At 62.1% G+C, this 25,479-nt stretch carries 21 protein-coding genes; 12 read left to right on the top strand and 9 right to left on the bottom strand.

Annotated elements, in window-relative coordinates:
* Window positions 1–103 precede the first annotated feature (103 nt).
* The 8 genes from phaZ to IB229_RS07635 form a co-directional block, all read right to left on the bottom strand.
* Window positions 104–964 (bottom strand): poly(3-hydroxyalkanoate) depolymerase, encoded by an 861-nt coding sequence (phaZ, locus tag IB229_RS07670; RefSeq protein ID WP_192326551.1) that lies wholly within the window; start codon window positions 962–964, stop codon window positions 104–106.
* Window positions 965–1,158: 194 nt separating this feature from the next.
* Window positions 1,159–2,838, bottom strand: a complete 1,680-nt coding sequence (gene phaC / locus IB229_RS07665) for a class II poly(R)-hydroxyalkanoic acid synthase (protein ID WP_192326549.1) — start codon at window positions 2,836–2,838, stop codon at window positions 1,159–1,161.
* Window positions 2,839–3,119: 281 nt separating this feature from the next.
* On the bottom strand, window positions 3,120–3,491 hold the full coding sequence (locus IB229_RS07660) for a gamma-butyrobetaine hydroxylase-like domain-containing protein (protein WP_192326547.1): 372 nt from the start codon (window positions 3,489–3,491) through the stop codon (window positions 3,120–3,122).
* A gap of 53 nt (window positions 3,492–3,544) precedes the next feature.
* On the bottom strand, window positions 3,545–4,885 hold the full coding sequence (gene hslU / locus IB229_RS07655; RefSeq protein WP_192326545.1) for an HslU--HslV peptidase ATPase subunit: 1,341 nt from the start codon (window positions 4,883–4,885) through the stop codon (window positions 3,545–3,547).
* A 26-nt stretch (window positions 4,886–4,911) separates the two neighbouring features.
* A complete protein-coding gene (gene hslV / locus IB229_RS07650) occupies window positions 4,912–5,442 on the bottom strand; it encodes an ATP-dependent protease subunit HslV (RefSeq protein WP_192326543.1) in 531 nt (176 codons plus the stop codon).
* Between the two features lie 226 nt (window positions 5,443–5,668).
* Complete coding sequence (locus tag IB229_RS07645) at window positions 5,669–6,346, bottom strand: SPOR domain-containing protein (RefSeq protein ID WP_192326541.1); 678 nt, start codon at window positions 6,344–6,346, stop codon at window positions 5,669–5,671.
* Window positions 6,347–8,110: an arginine--tRNA ligase gene (argS, locus tag IB229_RS07640; protein WP_192326539.1), complete on the bottom strand. Its 1,764-nt coding sequence runs from the start codon at window positions 8,108–8,110 to the stop codon at window positions 6,347–6,349.
* A 100-nt stretch (window positions 8,111–8,210) separates the two neighbouring features.
* Entirely contained in the window at window positions 8,211–10,430 is a 2,220-nt protein-coding gene (locus IB229_RS07635; RefSeq protein ID WP_192326537.1) for a primosomal protein N', read from the bottom strand.
* A 161-nt stretch (window positions 10,431–10,591) separates the two neighbouring features.
* Between IB229_RS07635 and rpmE the strand changes: the two genes are divergently transcribed.
* From rpmE to IB229_RS07615, 4 genes are all read left to right on the top strand, one after another.
* Window positions 10,592–10,804, top strand: a complete 213-nt coding sequence (gene rpmE / locus IB229_RS07630; RefSeq protein ID WP_192326535.1) for a 50S ribosomal protein L31 — start codon at window positions 10,592–10,594, stop codon at window positions 10,802–10,804.
* A 26-nt stretch (window positions 10,805–10,830) separates the two neighbouring features.
* Window positions 10,831–11,625, top strand: a complete 795-nt coding sequence (locus tag IB229_RS07625; protein ID WP_192326533.1) for a thermonuclease family protein — start codon at window positions 10,831–10,833, stop codon at window positions 11,623–11,625.
* Window positions 11,622–13,061, top strand: a complete 1,440-nt coding sequence (locus IB229_RS07620; RefSeq protein ID WP_192326531.1) for a M48 family metalloprotease — start codon at window positions 11,622–11,624, stop codon at window positions 13,059–13,061. The genes IB229_RS07625 and IB229_RS07620 overlap by 4 nt, the downstream gene beginning before the upstream one ends.
* 98 nt (window positions 13,062–13,159) lie before the next feature.
* Entirely contained in the window at window positions 13,160–14,428 is a 1,269-nt protein-coding gene (locus IB229_RS07615; RefSeq protein WP_192326529.1) for a malic enzyme-like NAD(P)-binding protein, read from the top strand.
* 84 nt (window positions 14,429–14,512) lie between these two features.
* Here IB229_RS07615 and IB229_RS07610 read toward each other — a convergent pair whose 3' ends face one another.
* Window positions 14,513–16,924 carry a penicillin-binding protein 1A gene (locus tag IB229_RS07610; protein ID WP_192326527.1) on the bottom strand — a complete coding sequence of 804 codons (2,412 nt, stop codon included), beginning with the start codon at window positions 16,922–16,924 and terminating at the stop codon, window positions 14,513–14,515.
* Between the two features lie 184 nt (window positions 16,925–17,108).
* On the opposite strand from IB229_RS07610, the gene IB229_RS07605 reads away from it, so the two are divergent.
* Genes IB229_RS07605 through IB229_RS07570 form a run of 8 tightly spaced genes read left to right on the top strand, consistent with a single transcriptional unit; the run spans window position 17,109 to window position 25,413 of the window.
* Window positions 17,109–18,173 (top strand): pilus assembly protein PilM, encoded by a 1,065-nt coding sequence (locus IB229_RS07605; RefSeq protein WP_192326525.1) that lies wholly within the window; start codon window positions 17,109–17,111, stop codon window positions 18,171–18,173.
* Window positions 18,173–18,790 (top strand): PilN domain-containing protein, encoded by a 618-nt coding sequence (locus IB229_RS07600; protein ID WP_192326523.1) that lies wholly within the window; start codon window positions 18,173–18,175, stop codon window positions 18,788–18,790. Before IB229_RS07605 ends, IB229_RS07600 begins: the two co-directional genes overlap by 1 nt.
* On the top strand, window positions 18,787–19,416 hold the full coding sequence (gene pilO, locus IB229_RS07595; RefSeq protein ID WP_192326521.1) for a type 4a pilus biogenesis protein PilO: 630 nt from the start codon (window positions 18,787–18,789) through the stop codon (window positions 19,414–19,416). The genes IB229_RS07600 and pilO overlap by 4 nt, the downstream gene beginning before the upstream one ends.
* Window positions 19,413–19,940: a type 4a pilus biogenesis lipoprotein PilP gene (pilP, locus tag IB229_RS07590; protein WP_192326519.1), complete on the top strand. Its 528-nt coding sequence runs from the start codon at window positions 19,413–19,415 to the stop codon at window positions 19,938–19,940. Before pilO ends, pilP begins: the two co-directional genes overlap by 4 nt.
* Before the next feature lie 54 nt (window positions 19,941–19,994).
* Entirely contained in the window at window positions 19,995–22,094 is a 2,100-nt protein-coding gene (gene pilQ, locus IB229_RS07585) for a type IV pilus secretin PilQ (protein ID WP_192326517.1), read from the top strand.
* 4 nt (window positions 22,095–22,098) lie between these two features.
* Window positions 22,099–22,617, top strand: a complete 519-nt coding sequence (aroK, locus tag IB229_RS07580; protein ID WP_192326515.1) for a shikimate kinase AroK — start codon at window positions 22,099–22,101, stop codon at window positions 22,615–22,617.
* Window positions 22,618–22,667: 50 nt separating this feature from the next.
* A complete protein-coding gene (gene aroB / locus IB229_RS07575; RefSeq protein WP_192326513.1) occupies window positions 22,668–23,771 on the top strand; it encodes a 3-dehydroquinate synthase in 1,104 nt (367 codons plus the stop codon).
* A 10-nt stretch (window positions 23,772–23,781) separates the two neighbouring features.
* Entirely contained in the window at window positions 23,782–25,413 is a 1,632-nt protein-coding gene (locus IB229_RS07570; protein ID WP_192326511.1) for an SPOR domain-containing protein, read from the top strand.
* The last annotated feature ends 66 nt before the right edge of the window (window positions 25,414–25,479 follow it).

Here is a 25,479-nt window from a genome sequence, read left to right as displayed (position 1 = left end):
AAGCGCGCCGGAGGGCATTCCAGACTGCCGCGCAAAACAAAATACCAAACCGGGCGGGCACCGCCTTGAGGCAGGCTGGCCCGGTTGCACTACCGTTGTGCGATCAGTGACCGCGAAGAGGTGCTGCGGGTTGCGGGTGCATGACCGCACGCTGCCGTTCTTCCTGGAGGAACTTCATGATGATCGGCGCTACCGCCTCGGCCCGTGTCACCAGGAACAGGTGGCCGTCGTCGATGATATGGAATTCCGAATTGGGAATGCGCCACGCCAGCAGACGCATGTTGACCAGTGGGATGAGCGGGTCATCGTCACCGGCCAGTACCAGCGTAGGCTGCTTGATCCGATGCAGCCAGTGGATGCTGGTCCAGCCGAGGCCGGCGAACAGCTGCCAGTAGTAGCCCATCTTGCCACCCGAGCGCACCTTGCTGGCATGCGCCAGGGCCAGCTTGGGATCGCGACGGAAGGCGCCGCCGTAGATGTCCGGGGCGATGTGCACACCGTAGGACGGCTGGATATAGCGCCGTGGGCTGGCCATGCGCCAGAGCACCTTGGGCTTGCCCGGCACCATCACCGCGCCGGCGGATGTCGCTGCCAGCACCAGCTTCTTGCAGCGTTCGGGATAGTCGTGGGCGAACTGCTGCGCCAGCGCGCCGCCCCAGGACACGCCGATGGCATTGACCTGGCCGTAGTCCAGGTAGTCGAGCATGCGTGCGGCCAGGCGAGCCAGGCCGGGGAAGCGGTACGGCGTGCTCGGCGTGGACGAGCCGCCAACGCCGGGCACGTCGAAGGCGATGACTTCCAGGTCCGGGTCGAGGGCCTGGACGAAGGGCATCACCAGCTCCAGGTTGGCGCCGATGCCGTTGAAGATCAGCAGCGGTGTGAGGGTGCTGGTCCCCGGGCGAACGGCGGTCCGGATGGTCTGGCCGTCCAGCTCGATGGTGCGAAAAACAAATGGTTGCGGCATGCGCTAAGCCCTGTGGATTGATCCGTGGAAGACCGCCATCCAGCGCGGCTCTCCAGTAACCCGCCGATGGGGCGGGCAGGCACTGCACGAGCCGCCAGGGGCTCGTGCAGCGAGCGGCACCTCCGAGTGCCGCGGGCAGTACTGCGCAAAGTGCAGCGTGGTAAAGGGCGTCAGGTCGTCGCGGTCAGCCACGCTCAACGCTCGTGTACGTAAGTCCCGGGTGCGGCTTCGCCGGCTGGGTGCGCCTTGTTGCCGAGGGTGGTCGGCGCCTTGCGCTGCTTGCCGGAACGTTCGGCCAGCCAGTTCTGCCAGTGCAGCCACCAGGAATCGGTGTGCTTGGTCGAGCTTTCCTGCCAGGCCTTCGGATCCAGCGGCATTTCGCTGTTGGTCATGTAGCGCGCTTTCGGGTTGCCCGGCGGGTTGAGAATGCTCTGAATGTGCCCGCTGTTGGAAAGCACGAACTCGCACTTGCCGCCGAACAGGTGGGCCGACTTGTAGCAGGAGTCCCACGGCGTGATGTGGTCGGTGGTGCCGGCCACGCAGAAGAAGTCGCAGGTGACCTGCTTGAGGTCGATCGGCGTGCCGCAGACTTCCAGCGCACCGGCGCGGGTCAGCGGGTTGGTCTTGAACATCTCGATGAACTCGCCGTGCAGGGCAGCCGGCAGGCGCGTGGTGTCGTTGTTCCAGTAGAGGATGTCGAACACCGGCGGCTCGTTGCCGAGCAGGTAGTTGTTGACCCAGTAGTTCCAGATCAGGTCGTTGGGGCGCATCCAGGCGAAGACCTTGGCCATGTCGCTGCCTTCGAGGACGCCGGACTGATAGGAGCGGCGCTTGGCGGCTTCCAGAGTCTTCTCATCGGCGAACAGCGCGACCTGGGTATTGAGCTTGGTGTCGAGCACGCTGACCAGCAGGGTCAGGGCGTGTACCTTCTGGTCGCCGAGGGCGGCGTAGTGGCCGACCAGCGAGGCTGTGGTCAGGCCGCCGGAGCAGGCGCCGAGCATGTTGACGTCCTTGCTGCCAGTGATCTTGAGGACCACGTCGATGGCTTCCTTGAGCGCCTCGATGTAGGTCGACAGGCCCCACTCACGCTGCGCCTTGGTCGGGTTGCGCCAGCTGACCACGAAGGTCTGGATGCCGTTGCGCAGGAGGAAGCGGGCCACGCTCTTTTCCTGCGACAGGTCGAACACGTAGAACTTGTTGATCTGGGGCGGCACCACCAGCAGCGGGCGCTCCTGCACCTGCTCGGTGATCGGCTTGTACTGGATCAGCTCCAGCAGGTCGTTGCGAAACACCACGGCGCCTTCGGTGGTCGCCAGGTTCTTGCCGACCTCGAAGGCGTCCATGTTGACCTGGCTCGGCATGCCGCCGTTGTGCACCAGGTCCTTGGCCAGGTGGGAGAGGCCGTCGAGCAGGCTCTTGCCACCGGTCTCGAAGAAGCGTTTGACCGCGGCCGGGTTGGCCATGGTGTTGGTCGGGGCCATGGCTTCGGTCATCAGGTTGATGACGAAGTGACCGCGGCTGGTGTCCTGTTCGGAGAGGCTGGTGTCCTCGATCCAGTCGTGCAGCTCCTTGCGCCAGGCCAGGTAGGTCTGCAGGTAGCGACGGTACAGCGGGTTCTGGCTCCACGCCGGGTCGGCGAAGCGGCGATCGGTGTCCTCGGGCTTGAGCTCGGATTGGCCAAGCAGGACGTTTTTCAGTTCGAAGGCAAAGTGGGTAACGTGGCGAGCGCTGTGAAAGGGTTGCTTGATGGCCTGGGTCAGGACCATCCGTGCCGAGGTCAACAGATCCTTACCACGCAGGCCAATCACCGGGTTCAAGCCCAAGGTGTTTTCCGAGGCCTGGCGTTGCAGGTCTTCATTATTCTTCTGGGTCATCTACGACGCTCCATTGTCCTGAGACGAATACCTGCATGCTGCTGTGCACGCTGACACAGGGCGAAGGGGCAAGTACTGCTCGGGTTACCGGGTGCGGAACGAGCTCCGCGCTTACTTCGCATGTGGCTTAGCCAAATGCATGGAACCTGCCAGTTCCTTGGTTACCCGAGTTTGTGCTTTTGCGCAAGATCGCGCGTGCTGTTGTCACAGCGCGCGGGAGTATGCCGAGGGGGATTAGAAAGTGCGCCCTAACATCGTCCTGTTGGGGGCAAAGGTGCGAGCTAGAGCATCAGCCGCACGACCGACTCGTTCGGGTCGCGGGACTTGCCGGCCTGTGCCAGCAGTTCCAGATAATCGGCCCAGAGTTGTTCGTGACGGGTGGCCAGCTGGTACAGGTAATCCCAGGTGAACAGGCCGCTGTCATGGCCATCGTCGAAGCACAGTTTCAGGGCGTAGTTGCCGGCGGGCTCCAGGCGGTCGAGGCCGACGCCGAGCTTGCCGGTCTGCAGGATGGGTTTGCCGTGGCCCTGGACTTCGGCGGAAGGCGAGTGCACGCGCAGGAATTCGGCGCTGAGGTTGTAGCGCTGCTCGCCGTACTGCAGCTCCAGGAGCTTCGAGGCCTTATGCAGCTTGATCGCGGTGGGCATGCGCATCGGAAGGGTCCGCAGGAGGGTGGATAACGCCCGGCATTATCCACCCATCGCGATCAGAGGATATAGCGCGAGAGGTCTTCGTCCTGCGCCAGCTCGCCGAGGTGGCCGTTGACGTACTCGGCATCGATGCGGATCGGCGTGCCGTTCTGCTGCCCGGCCAGGTCGCCGGCGCTGAAGGAGACTTCCTCGAGCAGGCGTTCGAGCAAGGTGTGCAGGCGACGGGCTCCGATGTTCTCGGTCTTCTCGTTGACCTGCCAGGCGATCTCGGCGATGCGCTTGATGCCACTTTCGGCGAACTCGATGCTCAGGCCCTCGGTCTGCAGCAGCGCGGTGTATTGCTCGGTGAGCGCAGCGTGCGGTTCGGTGAGGATGCGCTCGAAGTCCTGCGGCGACAGGGCCTTGAGCTCGACGCGGATCGGCAGGCGGCCCTGCAGCTCCGGCACCAGGTCGCTGGGCTTGCTCAGGTGGAAGGCGCCCGAGGCGATGAACAGGATGTGGTCGGTCTTGACCATGCCCAGCTTGGTATTGACCGTGCAGCCTTCGATCAGCGGCAGCAGGTCGCGCTGCACGCCTTCGCGGGAAACGTCGGCGCCGCCGACATTGCCGCGCTTGGCGACCTTGTCGATCTCGTCGATGAAGACAATGCCGTTCTGCTCCACCGCTTCCAGGGCGCGGGCCTTGAGTTCTTCCTCGTTGACCAGGCGTGCGGCTTCTTCGTCGCGCACCAGCTTGAGCGCTTCCTTGACCTTCAGCTTGCGGCTCTTCTTCTTGCCCTTGCCGAGGTTGGCGAACAGCCCCTGCAGCTGGTTGGTCATCTCCTCCATGCCCGGCGGGGTCATGATCTCGATGCCGGCCGGTTGCTCGGCGACTTCGATGTCGATTTCCTTGTCGTCCAGCTGGCCTTCACGCAGGCGCTTGCGGAACAGCTGGCGGGTGTTGGAGTCCTGGCTCGGCGCCGGGTCGTCGTTGAAGCCGGCGCGGGCCGGCGGCAGCAGAGCGTCGAGGATGCGGTCTTCGGCGGCGTCTTCGGCGCGGTGCTGCACGCGGGTCATTTCCTGTTCGCGCAGCAGCTTGATCGCGGCATCGGCGAGGTCGCGGATGATCGATTCGACATCGCGGCCGACATAGCCGACCTCGGTGAACTTGGTCGCCTCGACCTTGATGAACGGGGCGTTGGCCAGCTTGGCCAGGCGGCGGGCGATCTCGGTCTTGCCGACGCCGGTCGGGCCGATCATCAGGATGTTCTTCGGCGTGACCTCGGCGCGCAGCTCGGCGGGCAGCTGCATGCGCCGCCAGCGGTTACGCAGGGCAATGGCCACGGCGCGCTTGGCATCGTCCTGGCCGATGATATGGCGGTTGAGTTCGTGGACGATCTCGCGGGGCGTCATGGACATTCGTGGGGCTCCAACAGGGACCGCGCTTACTCCGCGCAGTCCTGCTCCTCAATGGTCAGGTTCTGGTTAGTAAAGACACAGATCGAGCCGGCAATGTTCAATGCCGCTTCGGTGATCTCGCGCGCCGACAGATCGGTCTTCTGCAGCAGTGCCATGGCAGCGGCCTGGGCGAAACCGCCGCCGGAGCCCATGGCGATCAGCCCCTGCTCGGGTTCGACCACGTCGCCGTTGCCGGTGATGATCAGCGAGGCGTCCTTGTTGGCGACCGCCAGCATGGCTTCCAGGCGGCTCAGCGAACGGTCGGTGCGCCAGTCCTTGGCCAGCTCGACGGCGGCGCGAACCAGATGGCCCTGGTGCTTTTCCAGCTGCCCTTCGAAGCGCTCGAACAGGGTGAAGGCGTCGGCAGTGGCGCCGGCGAAACCGGCGAGGACCTGGCCGTGATAGAGGCGGCGAACCTTCTTCGCGTTGCCTTTCATGACGGTATTGCCGAGGGACACCTGGCCGTCGCCGCCCATGACGACTTTGCCGTTGCGGCGCACTGAAACGATGGTGGTCAAGGGGAGAGTCTCCACGCAGCGGGGCAAAAAACGCCCGGATGAAAACTCAGATGGGGTGGCTGCCACGGCTTTTCAACCGGCGGCGGGCAAATTGGCCGTCAGCAGGTGGGGTGTTGTTGCAGGAGTTGACGGCGCCTGCGGGCCGTGTGGGTCACGTAGGGTGCGCTGTGGGCAGCGCAGGCCATGCGCAATTCGCGCACCCTACGTGGATGTCGAGCGGGTGGTGTCAGCGGCTCTGGCGCTGTTGCAGCAGCAGGTTGCTGAAGCCGCTGGCGGCCAGCTGTTTCTGCGCGGTGGCCAGTTGCTCGCGGGTGGCGAACGGGCCGACCAGTACGCGGTACCAGGTTTCCTCGCGCACGGTGCCGGATTCGACCTGCACGTTCTGGCCGAGCAGGATCACCTGCGCGCGCACCTTGTCGGCGTCCTGCTGCTTGCGGAACGAACCGGCCTGGAGGAAGAACTGCGTGGTTACCGGCGCCTTCGCCACCACGGGCGGCGGCGGTGGTGTCTCGCCGTTGAGCAGGGCTTCGGCGCGGGCGGCGTCGATCTTTGCCGCCTCTTCCGGGGTGACCGGCGTGGTCGGCGGCGTGGCCGGGGTTTCCGGCGGCAGCGCGTCCGGCGGCACGATCACTTCGGATTCGGGCAGCAGGGTGTAGAAGTCGTACTTGGGCTTGACCGGCTCGGGCTTGCTGTCGCTCTTCGCCGGTTCGGCAGCGCGCTTGGCGTCCTCGGGTTTGACCCGCTTGACCCCATCCTTGCCCGGCTCGAGGCTGAACAGGAAAACCATGAAGCCACCGATCACCAGGCCGCAGACCATCCATACCCAGCCGGGTACCGGCTTCTTCGGTGGGGCCTGGTAGCGACTGGCGCCGCGCTTGGGTGCCGGTTTCTTCTTCGCCGCCACTTACATGCGCTCCAGGGTTTCCAGGCCGAGCAGTTCCAGGCCCTGCTTGAGCGTACGGCCGGTCAGCGCGGCCAGGCGCAGACGGCTGTTGCGCACGGCTTCGTCTTCGACGGAGAGGATCGGGCAGTTCTCGTAGAAGCTGGAGAACAGCCCGGCCAGGTCGTACAGGTAGGCGCACAGCAAGTGCGGTGTGCCCTTGTCGGCGATGCCGCCGAGCACGTCGGCGAACTGCGCCAGTTTGCCGGCCAGGGCCTGCTCCTGCTCGGTGACCAGGGTGATCTGCCCACCGATCTCGGCAACGTCCTTGCCCAGCTTACGGAATACGCTGGCCACGCGGGTGTAGGCGTAGAGCAGGTAGGGCGCGGTGTTGCCCTCGAAGCTCAGCATCAGTTCGAAGTTGAAGCTGTAGTCGCTGGTGCGGTGCTTGGACAGGTCGGCGTACTTCACCGAAGCGATACCGACGACACGGCCGATCTCGCGCAGCTCGGCTTCGTCGAACGGCGTTTCGCCGCGCTCGGCGCGTTGCTCGTTGCGCTCCTTGACCAGGCTGTAGGCGCGTTCTTCGGCTTCGTTGATCAGGTCGACCAGCTTTACCGTGCCGCCGTCGCGGGTCTTGAACGGGCGGCCGTCGGCGCCGTTCATGGTGCCGAAGCCCATGTGTTCGAGCTGCATGCTGGCCGGGACGAAACCGGCCAGGCGCGCGGCGGCGAAGACCATCTGGAAGTGCAGAGCCTGGCGCTGGTCGACGAAGTACAGGGCGCGGTCGGCCTTCAGCACGTTGGCGCGGTAGCGCGTGGCGGCCAGGTCGGTGGTGGCGTACAGGTAACCGCCGCCGGCCTTCTGCACGATCAGCGGCAGCGGGTTGCCCTCGGCGTTCTTGAACTCGTCCATGAACACGCACTGGGCGCCGTCGCTCTCACTGAGCAGGCCCTTGGCCCTGAGGTCGGCGACCACGTTGGCCAGGTCGTCGTTGTAGGCGCTCTCGCCCTTGACGTCGGCCATGCTCAGCTTGACGCCGAGGCGGTCGTACAGCGCCTGGCAGTGGCTCAGGGAAATGTCGTTGAAGCGGTGCCACAGGCGCAGGCACTCGGCGTCGCCGGCCTGCAGCTGCACCACCAGCTCGCGGGCGCGGTCGGCGAACTCGGGCGACTCGTCGAAGCGCTTCTTCGCCGCGCGGTAGAAGCCTTCCAGGTCGGCCAGCTCGGCGTCGCTGTCGACCGGCTGTTCCTGCATGAAGGCCAGCAGCATGCCGAACTGGGTGCCCCAGTCGCCGACATGGTTCTGCCGGATCACTTCGTCGCCGAGGAACTCCAGGACGCGCGCCACGCCGTCGCCGATGATGGTCGAGCGCAGGTGGCCGACGTGCATTTCCTTGGCCAGGTTGGGTGCCGAGAGGTCGACCACTACGCGCTGCTGCGCACCGGTCTTGCGCACGCCGAGCTGGCTGTCGGCCAGCGCCGCTTCCAGGCGCTGGGCCAGGGCGTCGCTGTTCTGGAAGAAATTGAGGAAGCCGGGGCCGGCGATATCGACCTTGCTGATGCCGTCATCGGCGGGCAGGGCTGCGACCAGCTTCTCGGCCAGGTCGCGCGGCTTCATGCCGGCCGGCTTGGCCAGCATCATGGCGATGTTGCTGGCGAAGTCGCCGTTGCTCTTGTCCTTGGTGTTCTCCACCTGGATCACCGGGCTCAGGCCTTCGGGCAGGACGCCCTCGGCGACGAGGCGGCTCAGGGCTTGCTGGATCAGGTGGCGAATCGTGTCTTTCATGGTCTGCTCGGTCGGCCGTGGCGGGTCGAAAACGGGGCATTATCCGTGGCCGTCCCGACCTTGCCAACCGCTGCGGCCGATTAGCCGCGCGTAACGCCGGTTAAAACAGGTCGATCGGGTCGACATCCAGCGACCAGCGCACCGCCCGTCCGCCGGGCATCGCCTCGATGATCGGCAGCCAGTGGGCGAGCAGCTTGTGCAGCGGTGCACGACTGCTGGCCTGCAGCAGCAGTTGCGCGCGGTGGCGCCCGGCGCGGCGCTCCATCGGTGCCGGCACTGGGCCGAGCAGCTCGATGCCGCTCAGGCGCAACTCACGCAGCAACTGTTCGGCGTCGTTGCAGGCATCGTCGAGAAAGCCTTCGGCCTGGCCCGGCTTGTGCGCTTCGGCGCGCAGCAGGGCGAGGTGAGCGAAGGGCGGCAGGCCGGCGCTACGGCGCTCGCTGAGGGCCTGCTCGGCGAAGGCCGGGTAGCCCTGTTCGGTGAGCTGGACCAGCAGCGGGTGGTCGGCCAGATGGGTCTGGATGATCACCTTGCCCGGCTCTTCCGCCCGCCCGGCACGCCCGGCGACCTGGACGATCAGCTGAGCCATGCGCTCGCTGGCGCGAAAGTCCGCGGAGAACAGGCCGCCGTCGGCATCGAGGATCGCCACCAGGGTCACCCGCGGAAAATGGTGACCCTTGGCGAGCATCTGGGTGCCGACCAGGATGCACGGCTCGCCGCGCTGGATGGTGGCGAACAGCTTGTCCATAGCGCCTTTGCGCGAGGTGCTGTCGCGGTCGACACGCAGCACCGGGATCTTTGGAAAGAGAATGCCCAGGCGCTCTTCTGCGCGCTCGGTGCCTGCGCCGACGGGGCGCAGGTCGACCTTGGCGCAGTCCGGGCATTGCCGCGGCGGGCGCTCGACATGGCCGCAATGGTGGCAGCGCAACTCGCCGGAGCGCTGGTGCAGGGTCATGCGTGCATCGCAGCGCTGGCACTGGCTGATCCAGCCGCAGTCGTGGCACAGCAGGGTCGGGGCGAAGCCGCGGCGGTTGAGGAATACCAGCACCTGCTGGCCGGCTTCCAATGTCTGGCCAATGGCTTGTTGCAGCGGCCCGGATATTCCGGAGTCGAGCGGGCGGCTCTTCACGTCCAGGCGCAGGAAGCGCGGTTGTTGTGCGCCGCCGGCGCGCTGGGTCAGCTTGAGCAGGGCGTAGCGGCCGGCGTGGGCGTTGTGCAGGCTTTCCAGCGACGGCGTGGCGGAGCCGAGGACGATCGGCAGGTTTTCCTGGCGGGCGCGGACCAGGGCCAGGTCGCGGGCGTGGTAGCGCAGGCCTTCCTGCTGTTTATAGGAGGCGTCGTGCTCCTCGTCGATGATGATTAGCCCCGGGTTCTTCAGCGGAGTGAACAGCGCCGAGCGGGTGCCGATGACGATGTCGGCGTCGCCGTCACGCGCCGCCAGCCAGGCGTCGAGGCGCTCGCGGTCGTTGACCCCGGAATGCAGCAGGGCGATGCGTGCGTTGAAGCGGCGGGCGAAACGCTCCAGGGTCTGCGGCCCCAGGTTGATCTCGGGGATCAGCACCAGTGCCTGCTTGCCGGCTTCCAGGCAGTGGCGGATCAGCTGCAGATACACCTCGGTCTTGCCGCTGCCGGTCACGCCGTACAGCAGCGAGGCGTTGAAGCTGTCCATGCCCGACTGCACGGCATTGAAGGCGGCACGCTGCTCGGCGTTCAGCGGCAGCTCCGGCTGCGCCAGCCAGGTGCCGTGGCGCTGTGGTGCGGCGCTGCGGCGGATCTCCACCTGCACTAGGTTCTTCTCCAGCAGCAGGTCGAGGCTGTCCTTGTTCAGCTGCAGCTTGCTCAGCAGGCCATGCGGCACGCCGTGCGGGTGCTGGGCGAGGGTGCGCAGCGCTTCACGCTGGCGCGGCGCGCGGGCCACGCGCGGGTCGTCGAGGCTGGCGTCGGTGGCGATCGACCAGAAACGCTCCTGTCGCGCCTCGGCCGGCTCGCCCTGGCGCAGCAGCACCGGCAGCGCCCAGCTCAGGGTGTCGCCGAGGCTGTGCTGGTAGTACTGGGCAGTCCACAGGCACAGCTTGAACAGCGGCGCGGGCAGCGGTGAGGCGCGGTCGAGCAGTTCCAGCGCGGGCTTGAGCTTGTCGGCGGGCACGTCGCTGTGCTCGACCAGCTCGATCAGCACGCCGACCATCTCGCGGCGGCCGAACGGCACGCGCAGGCGCATGCCCGGCTGCAGGGCGCCGTGCGGCACGCCGGCGGGGGCGCGGTAGTCGAACAGGCGGCGCAGCGGGGAGGGCAGGGCAAGGCGCAAGATCGGGTCGGGCACGAAATACTCCACGTCGAGGCGGCGATGCTAGCATGGCCGCACGTCGCCGAGATTCAGGGCCGGCTTGCAAGGTCGTCGCGCTCTGGTATGATCCGCGGCCTATTTCCGTGCGGTACCCGGCAAGACAGCCAGGTGGCGGCACACCAACCGAGGAAAGTGCGATGAAAGCCGATATCCATCCCCAGTACGAAGAAGTCACTGCTACCTGCAGCTGCGGCAACGTGATCAAGACCCGCTCCACTCTGGCCAAGCCGCTGAGCCTGGACGTCTGCTCCGAGTGCCACCCGTTCTACACCGGTAAGCAGAAAGTGCTCGACACCGGCGGCCGTATCGATCGCTTCAAGCAGCGTTTCGGTGTGTTCGGCGCCAAGTAAGCGTCCGAGCAGGCACGGAAGACCCGATGGGTCATTCCACGTTGTTGAAAAAGGCGTCCCTGGTGGGCGCCTTTTTCGTTTCCGTCTTCTTCACATTGCCGGGTTGGGCCTTCTGCCCGAGTGCGGGCGCGTTGCCGCAGGTGCGCGTCGAGCGTGTGGTCGATGGCGATACGCTGCGCCTGGCCGATGGTCGCAGCGTGCGCCTGGTCGGCATCAATGCGCCCGAGCGTGCGCGTGATGGCCGGCCGGCCGAGCCTTATGCGGAGGCGGCGCGCAAGCGTCTGCAGGCGCTGGTCGTGGCCAGTGATGAGCGGGTCGGCCTGCGTCTCGGTGAGCGCGCCCGCGATCACTACGGCCGCACGCTGGCGCATGTCTATGACGGCGCCGGACGCAATCTCGAGGCCATGCTGCTAAGTGAGGGGCTCGGCTATCAGGTGGCGTTCGAGGACGATGCACTGGTCGCCTGCCAGCGTGCCGCCGAGGTCGAAGCGCGGCGTGGTCGTCTGGGCCTGTGGCGCCAGGTCGAGGTGATTGCCTCGGATGCCGTGCAGCGCGGCGGTTTCACCCTGGTCAGCGGGCGCGTCGAGCGCGTGCAGCGTAACCGTGGCGGGCTGTGGCTGGAGATGCCTGGGCTGGTGTTGCGGGTCGAGCCGAAGCTGCTCGCCCAGTTCGATGTCGCTGCAATTCAGCGCCTGGTCGGGCAGCGGGTGGACGCGCGCGGCTGGGTGGTTGACCGCGCGCGCCGCGGCGGCGTAAAAGCCCATCAAGCCCGCTGGATGCTGTCGCTCACCCATCCCGCCATGCTCGAGGTGTCACCATGATCGTGCGTCTGTCGTTGCTGTGCCTGTTGCTGTCGCTGCTCTCGGCCTGTGCGGTCAACCCGGCCACCGGGCGCAACGATTTCGTGATGATGAGCGAGCAGCAGGAAATCGAGCTGGGCCAGCGCTACAGCCAGGAAATCAGCAAGCAATACCCGCGTGATCCGGACGCGAAGCTGCAGGCCTACGTGCAGACGGTGGGTGAGCGCGTCGCGCGCCACGGCCATCGCAGCAACCTGGCCTACACCTTTACGGTGATCGACACGCCGGACATCAACGCCTTCGCCGTACCCGGCGGGCACATCTATATCCATCGTGGGCTGATGGCCTACCTCAGCTCGGAAGCCGAACTTGCCGCCGTGCTCGGTCACGAGGTCGGTCACGTCACCGCGCGGCACAGCGTTCGTCAGCAGAGCCAGTCGACCGCCTGGGGGCTGCTCGGGCAGGCCGTTGCCGTGGGCACCGGCGTCGGTGCAGCAGGCGACCTGACCAGCGCCCTGGGTGGCGCGTTCGTGCGCGGCTATGGCCGTGACATGGAGCTGGAGGCGGACGGCCTGGGCGCGCAGTACCTGGCCCGCAGCGGCTATGACCCGCAGGCGATGATCGAGGTGGTCAAGGTGCTGAAGAACCAGGAAGACTTCGCCCGCGACCAGGCACGGGCCAAGGGCCAGGAGGTGCCGCCCGCCGGCTACCACGGCCTGTTCGATACGCACCCGGACAACGATACCCGCCTGCGCCAGGTCGTGGCGTCGGCCACGCCACTGATCACCGGAAAGGGTGAGGTCGGGCGGGACACCTACCTGCGCCATCTCGATGGCATGGTCTTCGGTGACTCGGCGGATGCCGGCGTACGCCGTGGTCAGCGTTTCTATCATGCCGGTCTGGATTTCACCCTGGCGTTTCCCGATGGCTGGGACCTGGTCAATCAGCCCGAGGCGTTGATCATGCACCGTGCCGATCAGCAGGCGCTGCTGGTCATGAGCATGGGCCCGCGGCCGCAGGGGCAGAGCGCGGCGCAATACCTGCGGCAGCGCGCCGGGCGGGCGCAGCTGGTGCAGGAAGACAGCTTCCGCCAGGCCGATCTGGATGTGGCCACGGCCGTATTGCCTGGTACGCCGGCGCGGCGGGTGGCGGCGATCGTGCGCGACCAGCAGGCCTATCTGTTCATCGGTGTGGTGAAGGGGCGTGCCTCGCTGGAGAGCGAAGACGAGCACTTCTTGCAGGTGGTGCGCAGTTTCCGTCCGCTGCAGGCTGCCGAGCGCAAGCTGACCGAGCCGCGACGCCTGCATCTGGTGCAGTTTCAGGCGGGGCAAAGCCTGGAAGACTTGAGCAGGCAGATGAGTGGCGAAGGTGACCAATTGGTCCGCTTGCGTCTACTCAATGGACTTTATCCGGATGGGCGACCACGTCCGGGCGATTGGCTGAAAATGGTGCGCTGATTTGCCCCGCAGGGCAGGGCCTGACTGGCCTTGTGGGCGGTTGCCATCTTGCGTATGCTCGCTCGCCTGCGTTTCACAGCAAAGCGGAAATAGCCAACATGTCTGATCTTAAAACTGCCGCTCTCGAGTATCACGCCCAGCCCCGTCCAGGGAAACTGAGCGTCGAACTGACCAAGCCGACTGCCACTGCCCGTGACCTCGCCCTGGCCTACAGCCCAGGTGTGGCTGAGCCCGTGCGCGAAATTGCCCGCGACGCCGAACTGGCGTATCGCTATACCGGCAAAGGCAACCTGGTGGCAGTGATCTCCGACGGCACCGCGATTCTCGGCCTGGGCAACCTCGGCCCGCTGGCCTCCAAGCCGGTCATGGAAGGCAAGGGCGTGCTGTTCAAGCGCTTCGCCGGTATCGACGTGTTCGACATCGAAGTCGACTCGGAAAGCCCGCAAGCCTTCATCGACACCGTCAAACGCATCTCCATCACCTTCGGTGGCATCAACCTCGAAGACATCAAGGCACCCGAGTGCTTCGAGATCGAGCGTGCGCTGATCGAGCAGTGCGACATCCCGGTCTTCCACGATGACCAGCACGGCACCGCCATCGTCACCGCGGCCGGCATGCTCAACGCCCTGGAAATCGCCGGCAAGACCCTGCCGCAAGCCAAGATCGTCTGCCTGGGCGCCGGCGCTGCTGCCGTGTCCTGTATGAAGCTGCTGGTGAGCATGGGTGCCAAGGTCGAGAACATCTTCATGCTCGACCGCAAGGGCGTGATCCACGCCGGCCGCGATGACCTCAACCAGTACAAGGCTGTGTTCGCCCACGAGACTGACAAGCGCACCCTGTCCGAGGCGCTGGACGGTGCCGATGTGTTCGTCGGCCTGTCGGGTGCCAACCTGCTCAGCCAGGATGACCTGAAGCTGATGGCGGCCGATCCGATCGTCTTCGCCTGCTCCAACCCGGACCCGGAAATCAAGCCGGAGCTGGCCCGCGAAGTGCGCCCGGACGTGATCATGGCCACTGGCCGTTCGGACTACCCGAACCAGGTCAACAACGTGCTCGGCTTCCCCTTCATCTTCCGCGGCGCGCTCGACGTGCGTGCGACCCGCATCAATGAAGAAATGAAGATTGCTGCTGCCCTGGCCCTGCGTGATCTGGCCAAGCTGCCGGTGCCGCAGGACGTCTGCGATGCCTACGGTGGTATCTCGCTGTCCTTCGGTCGCGAGTACATCATTCCGAAGCCGCTGGACGCGCGCCTGATCACCGTGATCTCCGACGCGGTAGCCAAGGCGGCGATCGAGAGCGGCGTCGCAACGCTGCCCTATCCGAAGCACTACCCGCTGCAGTCGGTGGATGACGTGTTCAACGGCTGATCCAGCGCTGCAAGAAAAAGCCCCGCAGATGCGGGGCTTTTTTATGGGCGGTCACTGCTGGCAGCGCCGCGCGATAGCGAGCGGTCAGAACAGGTCGATCGGCGCCGACTCGTCTGCTGGCAGCGGGCTGCCAGGAATGCTCATGCCGTCCAGTTCGCTCATCGGCGGTGGCGAGTCTTCGCTCTTGAACAGTTCGAAGTAGGCATCTGGCGCACCTGGCGAAGCCGCGCGCCCGCTGTTCGGGTCGACGCGCAGGGTCAGCAAGCCAGCGGGCTCGCTGGGCAGGTGCTCGGGTTTGTCCTTCAGCGCGGCGCTCATGTAATCCATCCAGATCGGCAGGGCGACGGTACCACCGTACTCGTGGCGGCCGAGGCTTTCCGGCTGGTCGAAACCGGACCAGACAGTGGTCACGTAGTCGGCGTTGTAGCCGGAGAACCAGCTGTCCTTGGACTCGTTGGTGGTGCCCGTCTTGCCGGCCAGGTCGCCACGACCCATGGCCAGGGCGCGACGCCCGGTGCCACGCTTGATCACGTCCTGCAGCATGTTGGTGAGGATGTAGGCGGTGCGCTCGTCGACGATCTGTTCACCAACGATGGGTTTGAGGATTGGCGCGTTCGGGTCCTGTGACAGGGCGATGGCGTTCTGTTCCTCGAGGTTGGCTGCGCTGGTGGCGGTACGGGCCGGGTTGGCGGCGAACAGCAACTTGCCGTCGCGGGCATTGATGCGCTCGATCAGATAGGGCTGAACCTTGTAGCCGCCGTTGGCGAACGCGGTCCAGCCTCCGGCGATTTCCATTGGAGTCAGGTTGGCGGTGCCCAGCGCCAGCGACAGGTTGCGCGGCAGGTCCTGCTTGTTGAAGCCGAAGCGGCTGACGTAATTCAGCGCGTAGTCGATGCCGATGGTCTGCAGCAGGCGGATCGAGACCAGGTTGCGCGACTTGTACAGGGCCTCGCGCAGGCGGATCGGGCCGAGGAAGGTGTTGTTGTCGTTCTTCGGGCGCCAGGCTTCTTCCATACCGGCTTCCTGGAACACGATGGGCGCGTCGTTGACCAGGGTCGCTGCGGTGAAGCCACTGTCCAGCGCGGCGCTATAGATGAAGGGCTTGAAGCTCGAGCCGGGCTGGCGTTTGGCCTGGGCGGCGCGGTTGTAGTTGCTCTGCTCGAAGGAGAAGCCGCCGACCAGGGCGCGGATGGCGCCGTCCTGTGGGTCCAGTGAAACCAGGGCGCTCTGCGCGGCCGGGATCTGGCGGAACAGCAGGGTGTTCTCTTCCGTCTCGCGCTCCACGCGCACCAGGTCGCCGATCTGTACCACGCTGGCCGGCTGCTGCGGGCGCGGACCCAGGCTGTTGGTGTTGAGGAATGGGCGTGCCCATTTCATGCTGTCCCAGGCGACCGGTTGCTCCTCGCCGTTGCGCAGCAGAACCAGGATGCCACTCTTCTCCACCTGGCTGACGATTGCCGGCTCCAGGCCGCCAAGCGTCTTGTACTTGCTCAGCTCGGCCAGCCACGCCTCGCGGGTCAGGCCGGGCAGGCGGGTTTCCGGGCCCCGGTAGCCGTGGCGTTGGTCATAGCTGATCAGCCCGTCATGCAATGCCCTGTTGGCGGCTTGTTGCAGTTGCGCTGGCACCGTGGTGGTGACGCGGAAGCCTTCGGTATAGGCGTCGCTGCCATAGCGGCCGACCATTTCGGCGCGAGCCATCTCGGCGATATAGGGGGCGTTCAGCTCTGGCGGCTGCACGTGGTAGTGCGCATCGATCGGCTCGGCGAGCGCGGCGTCATAGCGAGCCTGGTCGATGGCGCCGAGCTTGAGCATGCGCCCGAGAATCCAGTCGCGACGCTCTTTGCTGCGCTGTGGATTGACCAGCGGGTTGAAGCGCGAGGGGGCTTTCGGCAGGCCGGCGATCATTGCCATCTGCCCGAGGCTTGTATCTCGGATCGACTTGCCGTAATAGATCTGTGCAGCGGCCTCGATTCCGTAGGCGCGGTTGCCCAGATAGATCTTGTTGACGTAGAGCTCGAGAATTTCGTTTTTGCTCAGCTCGCGTTCGATCTGCAGTGCCAGAAGGATTTCACTGATTTTTCGCGAGAAGCTGCGCTCGTTGGTGAGGAAGAAGTTCTTCGCCACCTGCATGGTGATGGTGCTACCGCCGGTTTGAATGTGCCCGCTTGATAGCAACTGAGTGGCAGCGCGCATCAGGCTGGTGAAGTCGACGCCATAATGGTTGGCGAAGTTATCGTCTTCGGCGGCGAGGAGGGCGCGGATGAAGTCCTGGGGGATGTCGTCGAAGCGGATTGGGGAGCGACGCATTTCGCCAAATTCGGCGATCAGTTTTTCCTCGTTGCTATAGATGCGCAACGGGATCTGCAGCTGGATGCTGCGTAGTGAGTCGACGGAGGGGAGGCCGGGGCTTAGATAGAGGAAAGCGCCGCTGAAACTGAGCAACAGCCCACAAAAAACGGCGACACAGGACCACCAGAAAAACTTCAGCAGACGCATTAGGACTCTTGGATTTCCAGATAAAAGAATGAGTTAAGCGTTGGGCAAAGTGAAAAGAGAAAAACTGTTCACATTATAAGCGGAATTTTTGCCGGGTAGCCATTTGCGCTTCTGTCAAGACTGTTATTTAATGTGGAAAAACATAAATAGTCCGTAAGTCGCGGATGCCAATAGGAAATCGGTCGTGCTAGGGCTCTTCAATAAGAAAGCGAATACGCTTCTGGGGATCGACATCAGTTCGACCTCAGTCAAGCTCCTCGAATTGAGTCGCTCGGGAAGCCGCTACAAGGTAGAGGCCTACGCTGTCGAGCCGCTCCCCCCAAATGCTGTTGTCGAAAAGAACATCGCCGAGCTCGAAGGCGTCGGTCAGGCGCTGTCTCGTGTTCTGGCGAAGGCCAAGACGGGGGCGCGTTCGGCCGCTGTTGCGGTAGCCGGTTCTGCGGTGATCACCAAGACGATCGAGATGGAAGCCGGGCTCAACGACGATGAGCTGGAAAACCAGCTGAAGATCGAAGCCGACCAATACATCCCCTATCCGCTGGAAGAAGTCGCCATCGACTTCGAAGTGCAGGGCGTTTCTCCGCGAAACCCCGAGCGCGTCGAAGTGCTGCTTGCCGCTTGCCGTAAAGAGAACGTCGAGGTCCGCGAGGCTGCTCTGGCGCTCTCGGGCATGACTGCCAAGGTCGTCGATGTAGAGGCGTACGCCCTTGAGCGCGCTTATGGTTTGCTGGCCGCTCAGCTCGGCAATGGTCACGACGAGCTGACGGTGGCGGTTGTCGACATCGGCGCCACCATGACCACGCTCAGCGTGCTGCACAACGGCCGTACCATTTATACCCGTGAGCAGATGTTTGGTGGTCGCCAACTGACAGAAGAGATTCAGCGCCGCTATGGGTTGTCCGTCGAAGAGGCTGGTCTTGCTAAAAAGCAGGGTGGCCTTCCGGACGACTACGATGCCGAGGTGTTGCAGCCGTTCAAGGAGGCAGTCGTCCAGCAAGTCTCGCGCTCCCTGCAGTTCTTCTTCGCGGCTGGCCAGTACAACGATGTGGATTACATATTGCTGGCCGGCGGCACCGCATCCATTCCAGACCTTGATCGATTGATCCAGCAAAAAATCGGTACTCCCACTCAGGTTGCCAATCCATTCGCCGATATGGCGCTTGGTAGCAAGGTCAACGCAGGCGCGCTTGCCAGTGATGCCCCTTCGCTGATGATTGCGTGCGGTCTGGCAATGAGGAGTTTCGATTAATGGCCCAGATCAACTTACTTCCATGGCGCGAGCAGCTGCGTGAAGAGCGTAAGCAGCAGTTCCTCGTGTCTCTTGCAGGTGTTCTGGTTGTCTCTGCCGGATTGGTCTTTCTGGCGGGGCAATACCTCGGTGGTGCGATTGAGCAGCAGGGCGCGCGCAACGACTTTGTACGTAAGGAAATTGCTGTGCTCGATGCGCGTATCAAGGAAATCAGTGAGCTTAAAAAGCGTCGTGAGCAGCTGTTGGATCGGATGAAGATCATTCAGGACCTTCAAGGTAATCGACCAATAATTGGGCATGTTTTTGATCAGTTCGTCCGTACTCTTCCAGATGGCGTCTACTTCTCAGGCCTGAAAATGACCGGTGCCTCTATTGCTGTTGAGGGGGCTGCTGAGTCCAATAATCGGGTTTCTAATCTGATGCGAAATTTAGATGCCTCCGAATGGCTCGCTTCGCCAAACCTGACTGAGGTTAAGGCAGTCACTGCTGGAGCTCTGGATCAGGCAAACGTTTTTAAACTCACGGTAAAGCAAACGAAGCCTGGCGCTGAGCTGGAGTCAGATGCGGTGAATGCTGAAAGCAACACTAGAAAGTCAGGTGGGGGAGGTAAAAAATGAGCCTTTCCGATTCTATTGCGTCTTTGAAAAAAATAGAGCTTTCAGAGCTCGACGTAAATAATGTTGGCTCTTGGCCGGCTGCGGTAAAATTTATAGCATGTGTGTTGCTGCTAATAATTGCAGTTGCTCTAGGATATAACTTTTACCTGAAAGATCTTCAGGCCGATCTTGAGGCGCGCCGAGCAGAGGAGTCTGGTCTTAAAGAGCAGTTTTCTACAAAAGCGTTTCAGGCTGCCAACTTAGACGCTTACAAAATGCAGATGGTTGAAATGGAAGAGTCATTTGGCGCGTTGTTGCGGCAGTTGCCAAGTGATACTGAGGTTCCTGGATTGCTTGAGGATATTACTCGAACTGGATTGGGTAGTGGCTTGGAGTTCGAGGAGATTAAGCTTCAGCCAGAGGTTGCACAGCAATTTTATATTGAGCTGCCTATACAGATATCGGTTGTCGGTGCTTACCACGATATAGCGACTTTTGTTAGTGGTGTTGCGAGTCTGCCTCGTATTGTTACTCTTCATGACTTTGAGCTTAAGCCAGAGGGGAAGGACAGTAGCTCTAGGCTGCACATGACTATTCTGGCTAAAACCTATCGTTATAACGATAGCGAGGGGGGGCTGAAGAAATGATTGGCATCCGCGCTATATGCTCAGTATCCCTGGCTCTCTTTATTTCCGGTTGCGGCGGAGGGGGGGATTTCTCTGATTTGCAATCGTTCATGGATCAAGAAAGAGCTCGCCCAAAAGGGGCTATAGAGCCGCTTCCTAAATTTCAGCCATATGAGGCCTTTACTTACAGCGCTTCCGCTATGCGTAGCCCATTTCAGCCGCCAATAAAAGTTGATCTGGCTAGTCAGAAGAAAGGGTCTAAAGATATCAAGCCTGATGAGACTCGTGTACGTCAATTTCTTGAGGGTTTTAATATAGAAACCTTTGAAATGGTCGGTACGCTTGCGAATCAGGGGGCTGCTTATGCGCTAGTGAAAGGCGCTGGCGGCGTGCATCGCGTGAAGGTTGGTGATTATTTGGGTCGAAATCATGGGCGCATTGTTTTAATCGATGAGGCCAAAGTGGATGTGATTGAGATCGTTCCTGATGGTGAAGGTGGATGGCTTGAGCGTCCGCGTAGTATTTCCCTAAAAGAGCGCTCTTAACGGCGGGGTAAAAGTATGAAAAATAAATACGAATCTGCACAACGGAACGGGTTGATGAACATTTCGCTCTCGCAGTTAAGCATTGCTCTTTTAGCTATCGTCTTCGCTCCACTGGTAAGTGCGGCGAATTTGCAAAGTATGGATGTCGCATCGTTGCCGGGTGACAAGGTTGAGTTAAAGCTTTCTTTTGATGAGGCTGTTCTAGCCCCTAAAGGCTACACCATAGAGCAGCCTGCTCGAATAGCTCTTGATTTGCCGGGCGTATCCAACAAGCTCGGTTCGAAAAATCGCGAGCTCGGCGTTGGCAATGCGCGCAGTGTGACGCTTGTAGAAGCGAAAGATCGCACTCGCTTGATTATTAACCTAACAACACTTGTGCCCTATTCTACTCGCGCAGAGGGTAATGATTTATATGTTGTGGTTGGCGATGCTGCGCGTGCGGCAAGTTCCTCTGTCAGTGCGGCGCCAGTAGCGACGGCGACTACCGTTGCATACGCTCCTGGCTCTCGGGCTATTAAAGGCGTTGATTTTCAGCGCGGGGAGCAGGGAGAGGGTAATGTAGTTATAGAGCTTTCTGATCCTTCGGTGAGTCCGGATATTCAAGAGCAAGGTGGAAAGATTAGGCTGAATTTTTCCAAGACTCAGCTTCCAGAAAATCTGAGAGTGCGTTTGGATGTAAAAGATTTTGCTACGCCGGTTCAATTTATTAGTGCCGTTGGGCAGGCTGACAACGCAAGCGTAACGATTGAGCCGACGGGAGCTTATGATTATCTGGCCTTTCAGGCGGATAATAAGCTCACTATTAGCGTAAAACCTCTAACGCTTGACGATGTTGAGAGGCGTAAATCTGAAAAATTTGCATACTCTGGAGAGAAGCTTTCTTTAAATTTCCAGGATATTGATGTTCGCTCTGTGCTTCAGTTGATTGCAGACTTTACAGATTTGAATTTGGTTGCCAGCGATACTGTTCAGGGGAATATTACGCTGCGCCTGCAAAACGTTCCGTGGGATCAGGCACTGGACTTGGTTTTGAAAACGCGCAGTTTGGATAAGCGTAAAGTCGGAAATGTGTTGCTGATCGCGCCTGCTGATGAAATCGCAGCTCGTGAGCGACAAGAGCTAGAGGCAAAGAACCAGATTGCTGAGTTAGCTCCTTTGCGGCGTGAGCTTATTCAAGTCAATTATGCAAAGGCTGCGGATATGGCTAAGTTGTTCCAGTCGGTGACCAGTGTAGATGGTGCCGCTGACGAGCGCGGCTCTATAACCGTAGATGATCGTACAAATAGCATCATTGCTTATCAGACTCAGGAGAGGCTTGATGAGCTGCGTAGGATTGTTGCTCAGCTTGATATACCTGTAAGGCAAGTAATGATTGAGGCGCGTATCGTGGAGGCCAATGTCGATTTTGACAAGGCGCTGGGTGTGCGTTGGGGTGGAAACTTTTGGGTGGGTGATAAGTGGAATGCTTGGGGCAAAAATGGGAACTTGGGCGTTGAGGATGGAGATGAGGGGCAGGTGGGTCGTTTCCCTGGTATAAGAGAAACTCCAGTTAACACCCCATTTGTCGATTTGGCTGCCGCAGGAAGCACTTCAGGAATCGGCATTGGTTTTGTTACCGATAATGCGATATTGGATCTTCAGCTAAGTGCTATGGAAAAGACGGGTAATGGTGAGGTTGTTTCTCAGCCGAAAATTGTTACTTCCGATAAAGAAACCGCAAAAATCCTCAAAGGTTCTGAGGTTCCTTATCAAGAGGCTAGCTCCAGTGGTGCTACTAGCACCTCGTTCAAAGAAGCTGCCCTTTCGCTGGAAGTTACCCCGCAAATTACCCCCGATAACAGAATTATCATTGAGGTCAAGGTCACTAAAGACGCACCTGACTTCTCTAACGCTGCATCGAGCGGTGGCGTTCCTGCAATTAGTAAGAACGAAGTGAATGCCAAGGTTCTGGTTTCGGATGGCGAAACGGTCGTAATCGGCGGCGTGTTCTCGAATACCCAGTCGAAATCCGTGGACAAGGTTCCGTTCCTTGGCGATCTGCCTTTTGTAGGTCGTGTATTCCGGCGTGACGTAGTCCAGGATAAGAAGTCTGAGCTGCTGGTGTTCTTGACGCCGCGCATCATCAATACCCAAGCAGTTGCCATCGGCCGTTGATGTAGTGCGAAACCTGATACTCGTAGGCCCGATGGGGGCTGGTAAAAGCACCATCGGGCGGCTCTTGGCCAAAGAGTTGAAGCTTCACTTCAAGGATTCGGACAAGGAGATCGAGCAGCGTACTGGTGCCGATATCCCCTGGATCTTTGATGTGGAGGGCGAGCAGGGCTTCCGTGAGCGTGAGCAGTTGATGATCGCGGAGCTTTGCGAGCTGAGTGGCGTAGTCATTGCCACGGGTGGTGGTGTTGTGCTCCGCCCGGAGAACCGCGCAGCTCTGCGCAACGGTGGGCGAGTTGTCTACCTGCATGCATCGGTTGATCAGCAACTTGATCGAACGTCGCGGGATCGCAATCGTCCGCTCCTGCGCAATGCCGATCCAGGCAAGGTGCTGGCTGCTCTCATGGAGATTCGTGATCCGCTGTATCGCGAAATCGCGGATGTGATCATTGAGACCGATGAACGCCCGCCACGCATGGTGGTGCAGGAAATCATCGAGCGGCTCGACGCATTATCTCCCCGTTAAAGCAGGCGCATAACTGCGCTATCCTAGTGCCCTTTCAATTCGGGGGCCCCATGCAGACTCAAACTGTCGATCTAGGCGAGCGCAGCTATCCCATCTATATCGGCTCGGGTTTGCTGGCAAACGCCGATCTGTTCAAAAAACATCTTGCTGGGCGTCAGGTGGCCATCGTCACCAATGAGACGGTCGCGCCTCTTTATCTCCAGCATCTGGAAGCGAGCCTGGCCGGCAAGGAGCTGATGTCGGTCGTGCTGCCGGATGGCGAGTCGTACAAGAATTGGGAAACCCTGCAGCTGATCTTCGATGGCCTGCTCAAGGCGCGACATGATCGCAGGACCACCGTTGTCGCCTTGGGTGGTGGTGTGGTCGGTGATATGGCGGGCTTCGCGGCGGCCTGTTACCAGCGTGGCGTAGATTTCATCCAGGTGCCGACCACGCTGTTGTCTCAGGTTGACTCCTCTGTGGGCGGCAAGACGGGCATCAACCACCCGCTGGGCAAGAACATGATCGGCGCGTTCTACCAGCCGCAAGCCGTCGTGATCGATACCTCTGTGTTGCGTACCCTGCCGCCGCGCGAGCTGTCCGCCGGGCTGGCCGAAGTCATCAAGTATGGGCTGATCTGCGATGAGCCATTTCTCGGCTGGCTCGAAGACAACATGGCTGCACTGCGTGCACTGGACGAGTCGCTGCTGGCCGAGGCCATCGAGCGTTCCTGTGCGGCCAAGGCGCGGGTTGTGGGGGCTGACGAGCGTGAGTCCGGTGTGCGTGCGACCCTGAACCTCGGCCATACCTTCGGCCATGCCATAGAGACCCATATGGGTTATGGCGTCTGGTTGCATGGCGAGGCCGTTGGGGCTGGCACGGCGATGGCGCTGGAGATGTCTGCACGGTTGGGCTGGATTTCCGAAGTGGAGCGCGACCGTGGCCTGCGTCTGCTGCTGAGTGCCGGGTTGCCGGTGATTCCGCCGACAGAGATGACCTCGGAGCATTTCCTCGAACACATGGCGGTCGACAAGAAGGTCCTCGATGGCCGTATGCGTCTGGTGCTGTTGCGCCGCATGGGCGAAGCCGTGGTCACCGACGAGTTTCCGCGGGCGGTGCTCGATGCCACCCTGACGACCGATTACCACGCCCTTGTGGCGCGACTTGAACACTAACGAGAGTTCCATGACCAGTTTGCATGCCGACGAGGCCTATCTCGCCCATCACCAGTTCAGTCACGACCCGTTTGCGGCTCGCGTTCCGGGTTTTCGCTTCTTTCCTGCGCAGCGCAAGCCCGTGCTGGGTCAATTGCATCACCTGGCGCGTTACAGCCAGCTACTGCTAGTCGTCACCGGCCCGCTGGGCAGCGGCAAGACTTTGCTGCGCCAGGCGCTGGTCGCCAGCACCAATAAGCAGGCGGTGCTCAGCGTGGTGATTTCTGCGCGGGGTGCCTCGGATGTTGCAGGCGTGCTGCGTCAGGTCGCACTGGGGCTGGGGATCCAGCAGCTGGATATGCGCAGCATCCTGGCGCATGTTGCCCAGTTGGCGCTGACCGGGCAGGAAGTCTATCTGTTGGTGGACGATGCCGAGCAGTTGGCCGATGCCGCGCTGGATGCCCTGTTCACGCTTGCCGCCGGCACCGCTGAGGCGCGCCCGCATGTGTTCCTGTTTGCCGACTCGGAGCTGCTGCCGCGGCTTGAGCTCCTGGCCGATGGCGAAGAGCGCTTCCATGCGATCGAGCTGCAGCCGTACAGCGAGGACGAAACGCGTGAGTACCTGGCGCAGCGGCTCGACGGTGCGGGTCAGGGCATCGAGTTGCTCAGTGATGATCAGGTCAGCGACATTCACCTGAGCTCTGGTGGTTGGCCTGGCAGCATCAACCAGGCTGCCCGTGATGTGCTCATCGAAAGCATGCTTGCCCAGCGTGGTGCAGCGGGTGGCTCCGGCGGCTCGCTGGGTTTACCGAAGAAACATGTGCTGGCCGTTGCGGTGGTGCTGCTCGCGCTTGGCGCGGCGTGGTTCATGCAGGGCCGCAAGAGCACGGGTATCGATATCCCGGCCTCGACCCAGGTGGTGCCTCAGGAGGCGGCGCCGGCAACCGCTGCCGCTCCTGCTCGTCCTGCCGAGTCGGCGCCGGCGCAGAATGCCGCCATTGAATTCTCGGGCTCCAGTCAGCCGCTGCCATTGCCGCTGGTCGGCGAAGCGCAGCCCGTGATCCGCGAGCCGCTAGCACAAGCCTCTGGCATGGCCGAGGGTGAGGAGGGGGGCGAAGCCGAAGGTCTGGCGCCGCTGCCATCAGTTGCTCCGGTTGCTCCGCCGGTCGTGGTTGCGCCGGCAGTTGTGCCGCCGGTCGCTACGGTTACCGCGCCAGCCGCCAAGCCTGAAACGCCCGTGGCCGCTGCTCCCAAGCCGGCTCCAGCGGTCAAGCTCGCGCCTGTCACAACTCCCGCGCCTGTCGCGACCAAGCCTGTCCCTCAGCCGGCTCCGGCGGCGAAGCCTGCGGCGCCGGTTGTCGCCAAGGTTTCGTCGGGTAACGGTTGGTACGCGAGCCAGTCCGGCAGCCACTTTGCGCTGCAGATCCTCGGTACTCGCTCGGAAAGCAGTGCCAAGGCGTTTGTCGCCAAGAATGGCGGTGAGTACCACTACTTCCAGAAACTGCACCAGGGTAAGCCGCTGTACGTGGTGACCTACGGCAAGTTCTCCACCCGTGGTGCGGCGCAGGCTGCGATCAAGTCGCTGCCGGCGAGCGTGCAGGCCGGCAAGCCCTGGCCGCGCAGCTTCGCCAGCATCCAGCAAGAGGCAAGCGCAGGCCGTTGATGGCGCGCGAATTGCCTGTCATTCAGTGACCGGTCGGGATTAACACGAACCGTCGGTCACTGCCTT

The organism is Pseudomonas sp. PDM14 (assembly GCF_014851905.1).
Classification (GTDB): Bacteria; Pseudomonadota; Gammaproteobacteria; order Pseudomonadales; family Pseudomonadaceae; genus Aquipseudomonas.
The sequence above is the reverse complement of the archived record's forward strand: the minus strand, read 5'-3'. Positions and strand labels throughout refer to the sequence as shown.

What these genes read in the sequence shown, in the direction of transcription:
- phaZ (WP_192326551.1), bottom strand. Translation starts at nt 964, where the DNA reads ATGCCGCAACCATTTGTTTTTCGCACCATCGAGCTGGACGGCCAGACC.
- phaC (WP_192326549.1), bottom strand. Translation starts at nt 2,838, where the DNA reads ATGACCCAGAAGAATAATGAAGACCTGCAACGCCAGGCCTCGGAAAAC.
- IB229_RS07660 (WP_192326547.1), bottom strand. Translation starts at nt 3,491, where the DNA reads ATGCGCATGCCCACCGCGATCAAGCTGCATAAGGCCTCGAAGCTCCTG.
- hslU (WP_192326545.1), bottom strand. Translation starts at nt 4,885, where the DNA reads ATGTCCATGACGCCCCGCGAGATCGTCCACGAACTCAACCGCCATATC.
- argS (WP_192326539.1), bottom strand. Translation starts at nt 8,110, where the DNA reads ATGAAAGACACGATTCGCCACCTGATCCAGCAAGCCCTGAGCCGCCTC.
- rpmE (WP_192326535.1), top strand. Translation starts at nt 10,592, where the DNA reads ATGAAAGCCGATATCCATCCCCAGTACGAAGAAGTCACTGCTACCTGC.
- IB229_RS07625 (WP_192326533.1), top strand. Translation starts at nt 10,831, where the DNA reads ATGGGTCATTCCACGTTGTTGAAAAAGGCGTCCCTGGTGGGCGCCTTT.
- IB229_RS07620 (WP_192326531.1), top strand. Translation starts at nt 11,622, where the DNA reads ATGATCGTGCGTCTGTCGTTGCTGTGCCTGTTGCTGTCGCTGCTCTCG.
- IB229_RS07615 (WP_192326529.1), top strand. Translation starts at nt 13,160, where the DNA reads ATGTCTGATCTTAAAACTGCCGCTCTCGAGTATCACGCCCAGCCCCGT.
- IB229_RS07610 (WP_192326527.1), bottom strand. Translation starts at nt 16,924, where the DNA reads ATGCGTCTGCTGAAGTTTTTCTGGTGGTCCTGTGTCGCCGTTTTTTGT.
- IB229_RS07600 (WP_192326523.1), top strand. Translation starts at nt 18,173, where the DNA reads ATGGCCCAGATCAACTTACTTCCATGGCGCGAGCAGCTGCGTGAAGAG.
- pilO (WP_192326521.1), top strand. Translation starts at nt 18,787, where the DNA reads ATGAGCCTTTCCGATTCTATTGCGTCTTTGAAAAAAATAGAGCTTTCA.
- pilP (WP_192326519.1), top strand. Translation starts at nt 19,413, where the DNA reads ATGATTGGCATCCGCGCTATATGCTCAGTATCCCTGGCTCTCTTTATT.
- pilQ (WP_192326517.1), top strand. Translation starts at nt 19,995, where the DNA reads ATGAACATTTCGCTCTCGCAGTTAAGCATTGCTCTTTTAGCTATCGTC.
- aroB (WP_192326513.1), top strand. Translation starts at nt 22,668, where the DNA reads ATGCAGACTCAAACTGTCGATCTAGGCGAGCGCAGCTATCCCATCTAT.
- IB229_RS07570 (WP_192326511.1), top strand. Translation starts at nt 23,782, where the DNA reads ATGACCAGTTTGCATGCCGACGAGGCCTATCTCGCCCATCACCAGTTC.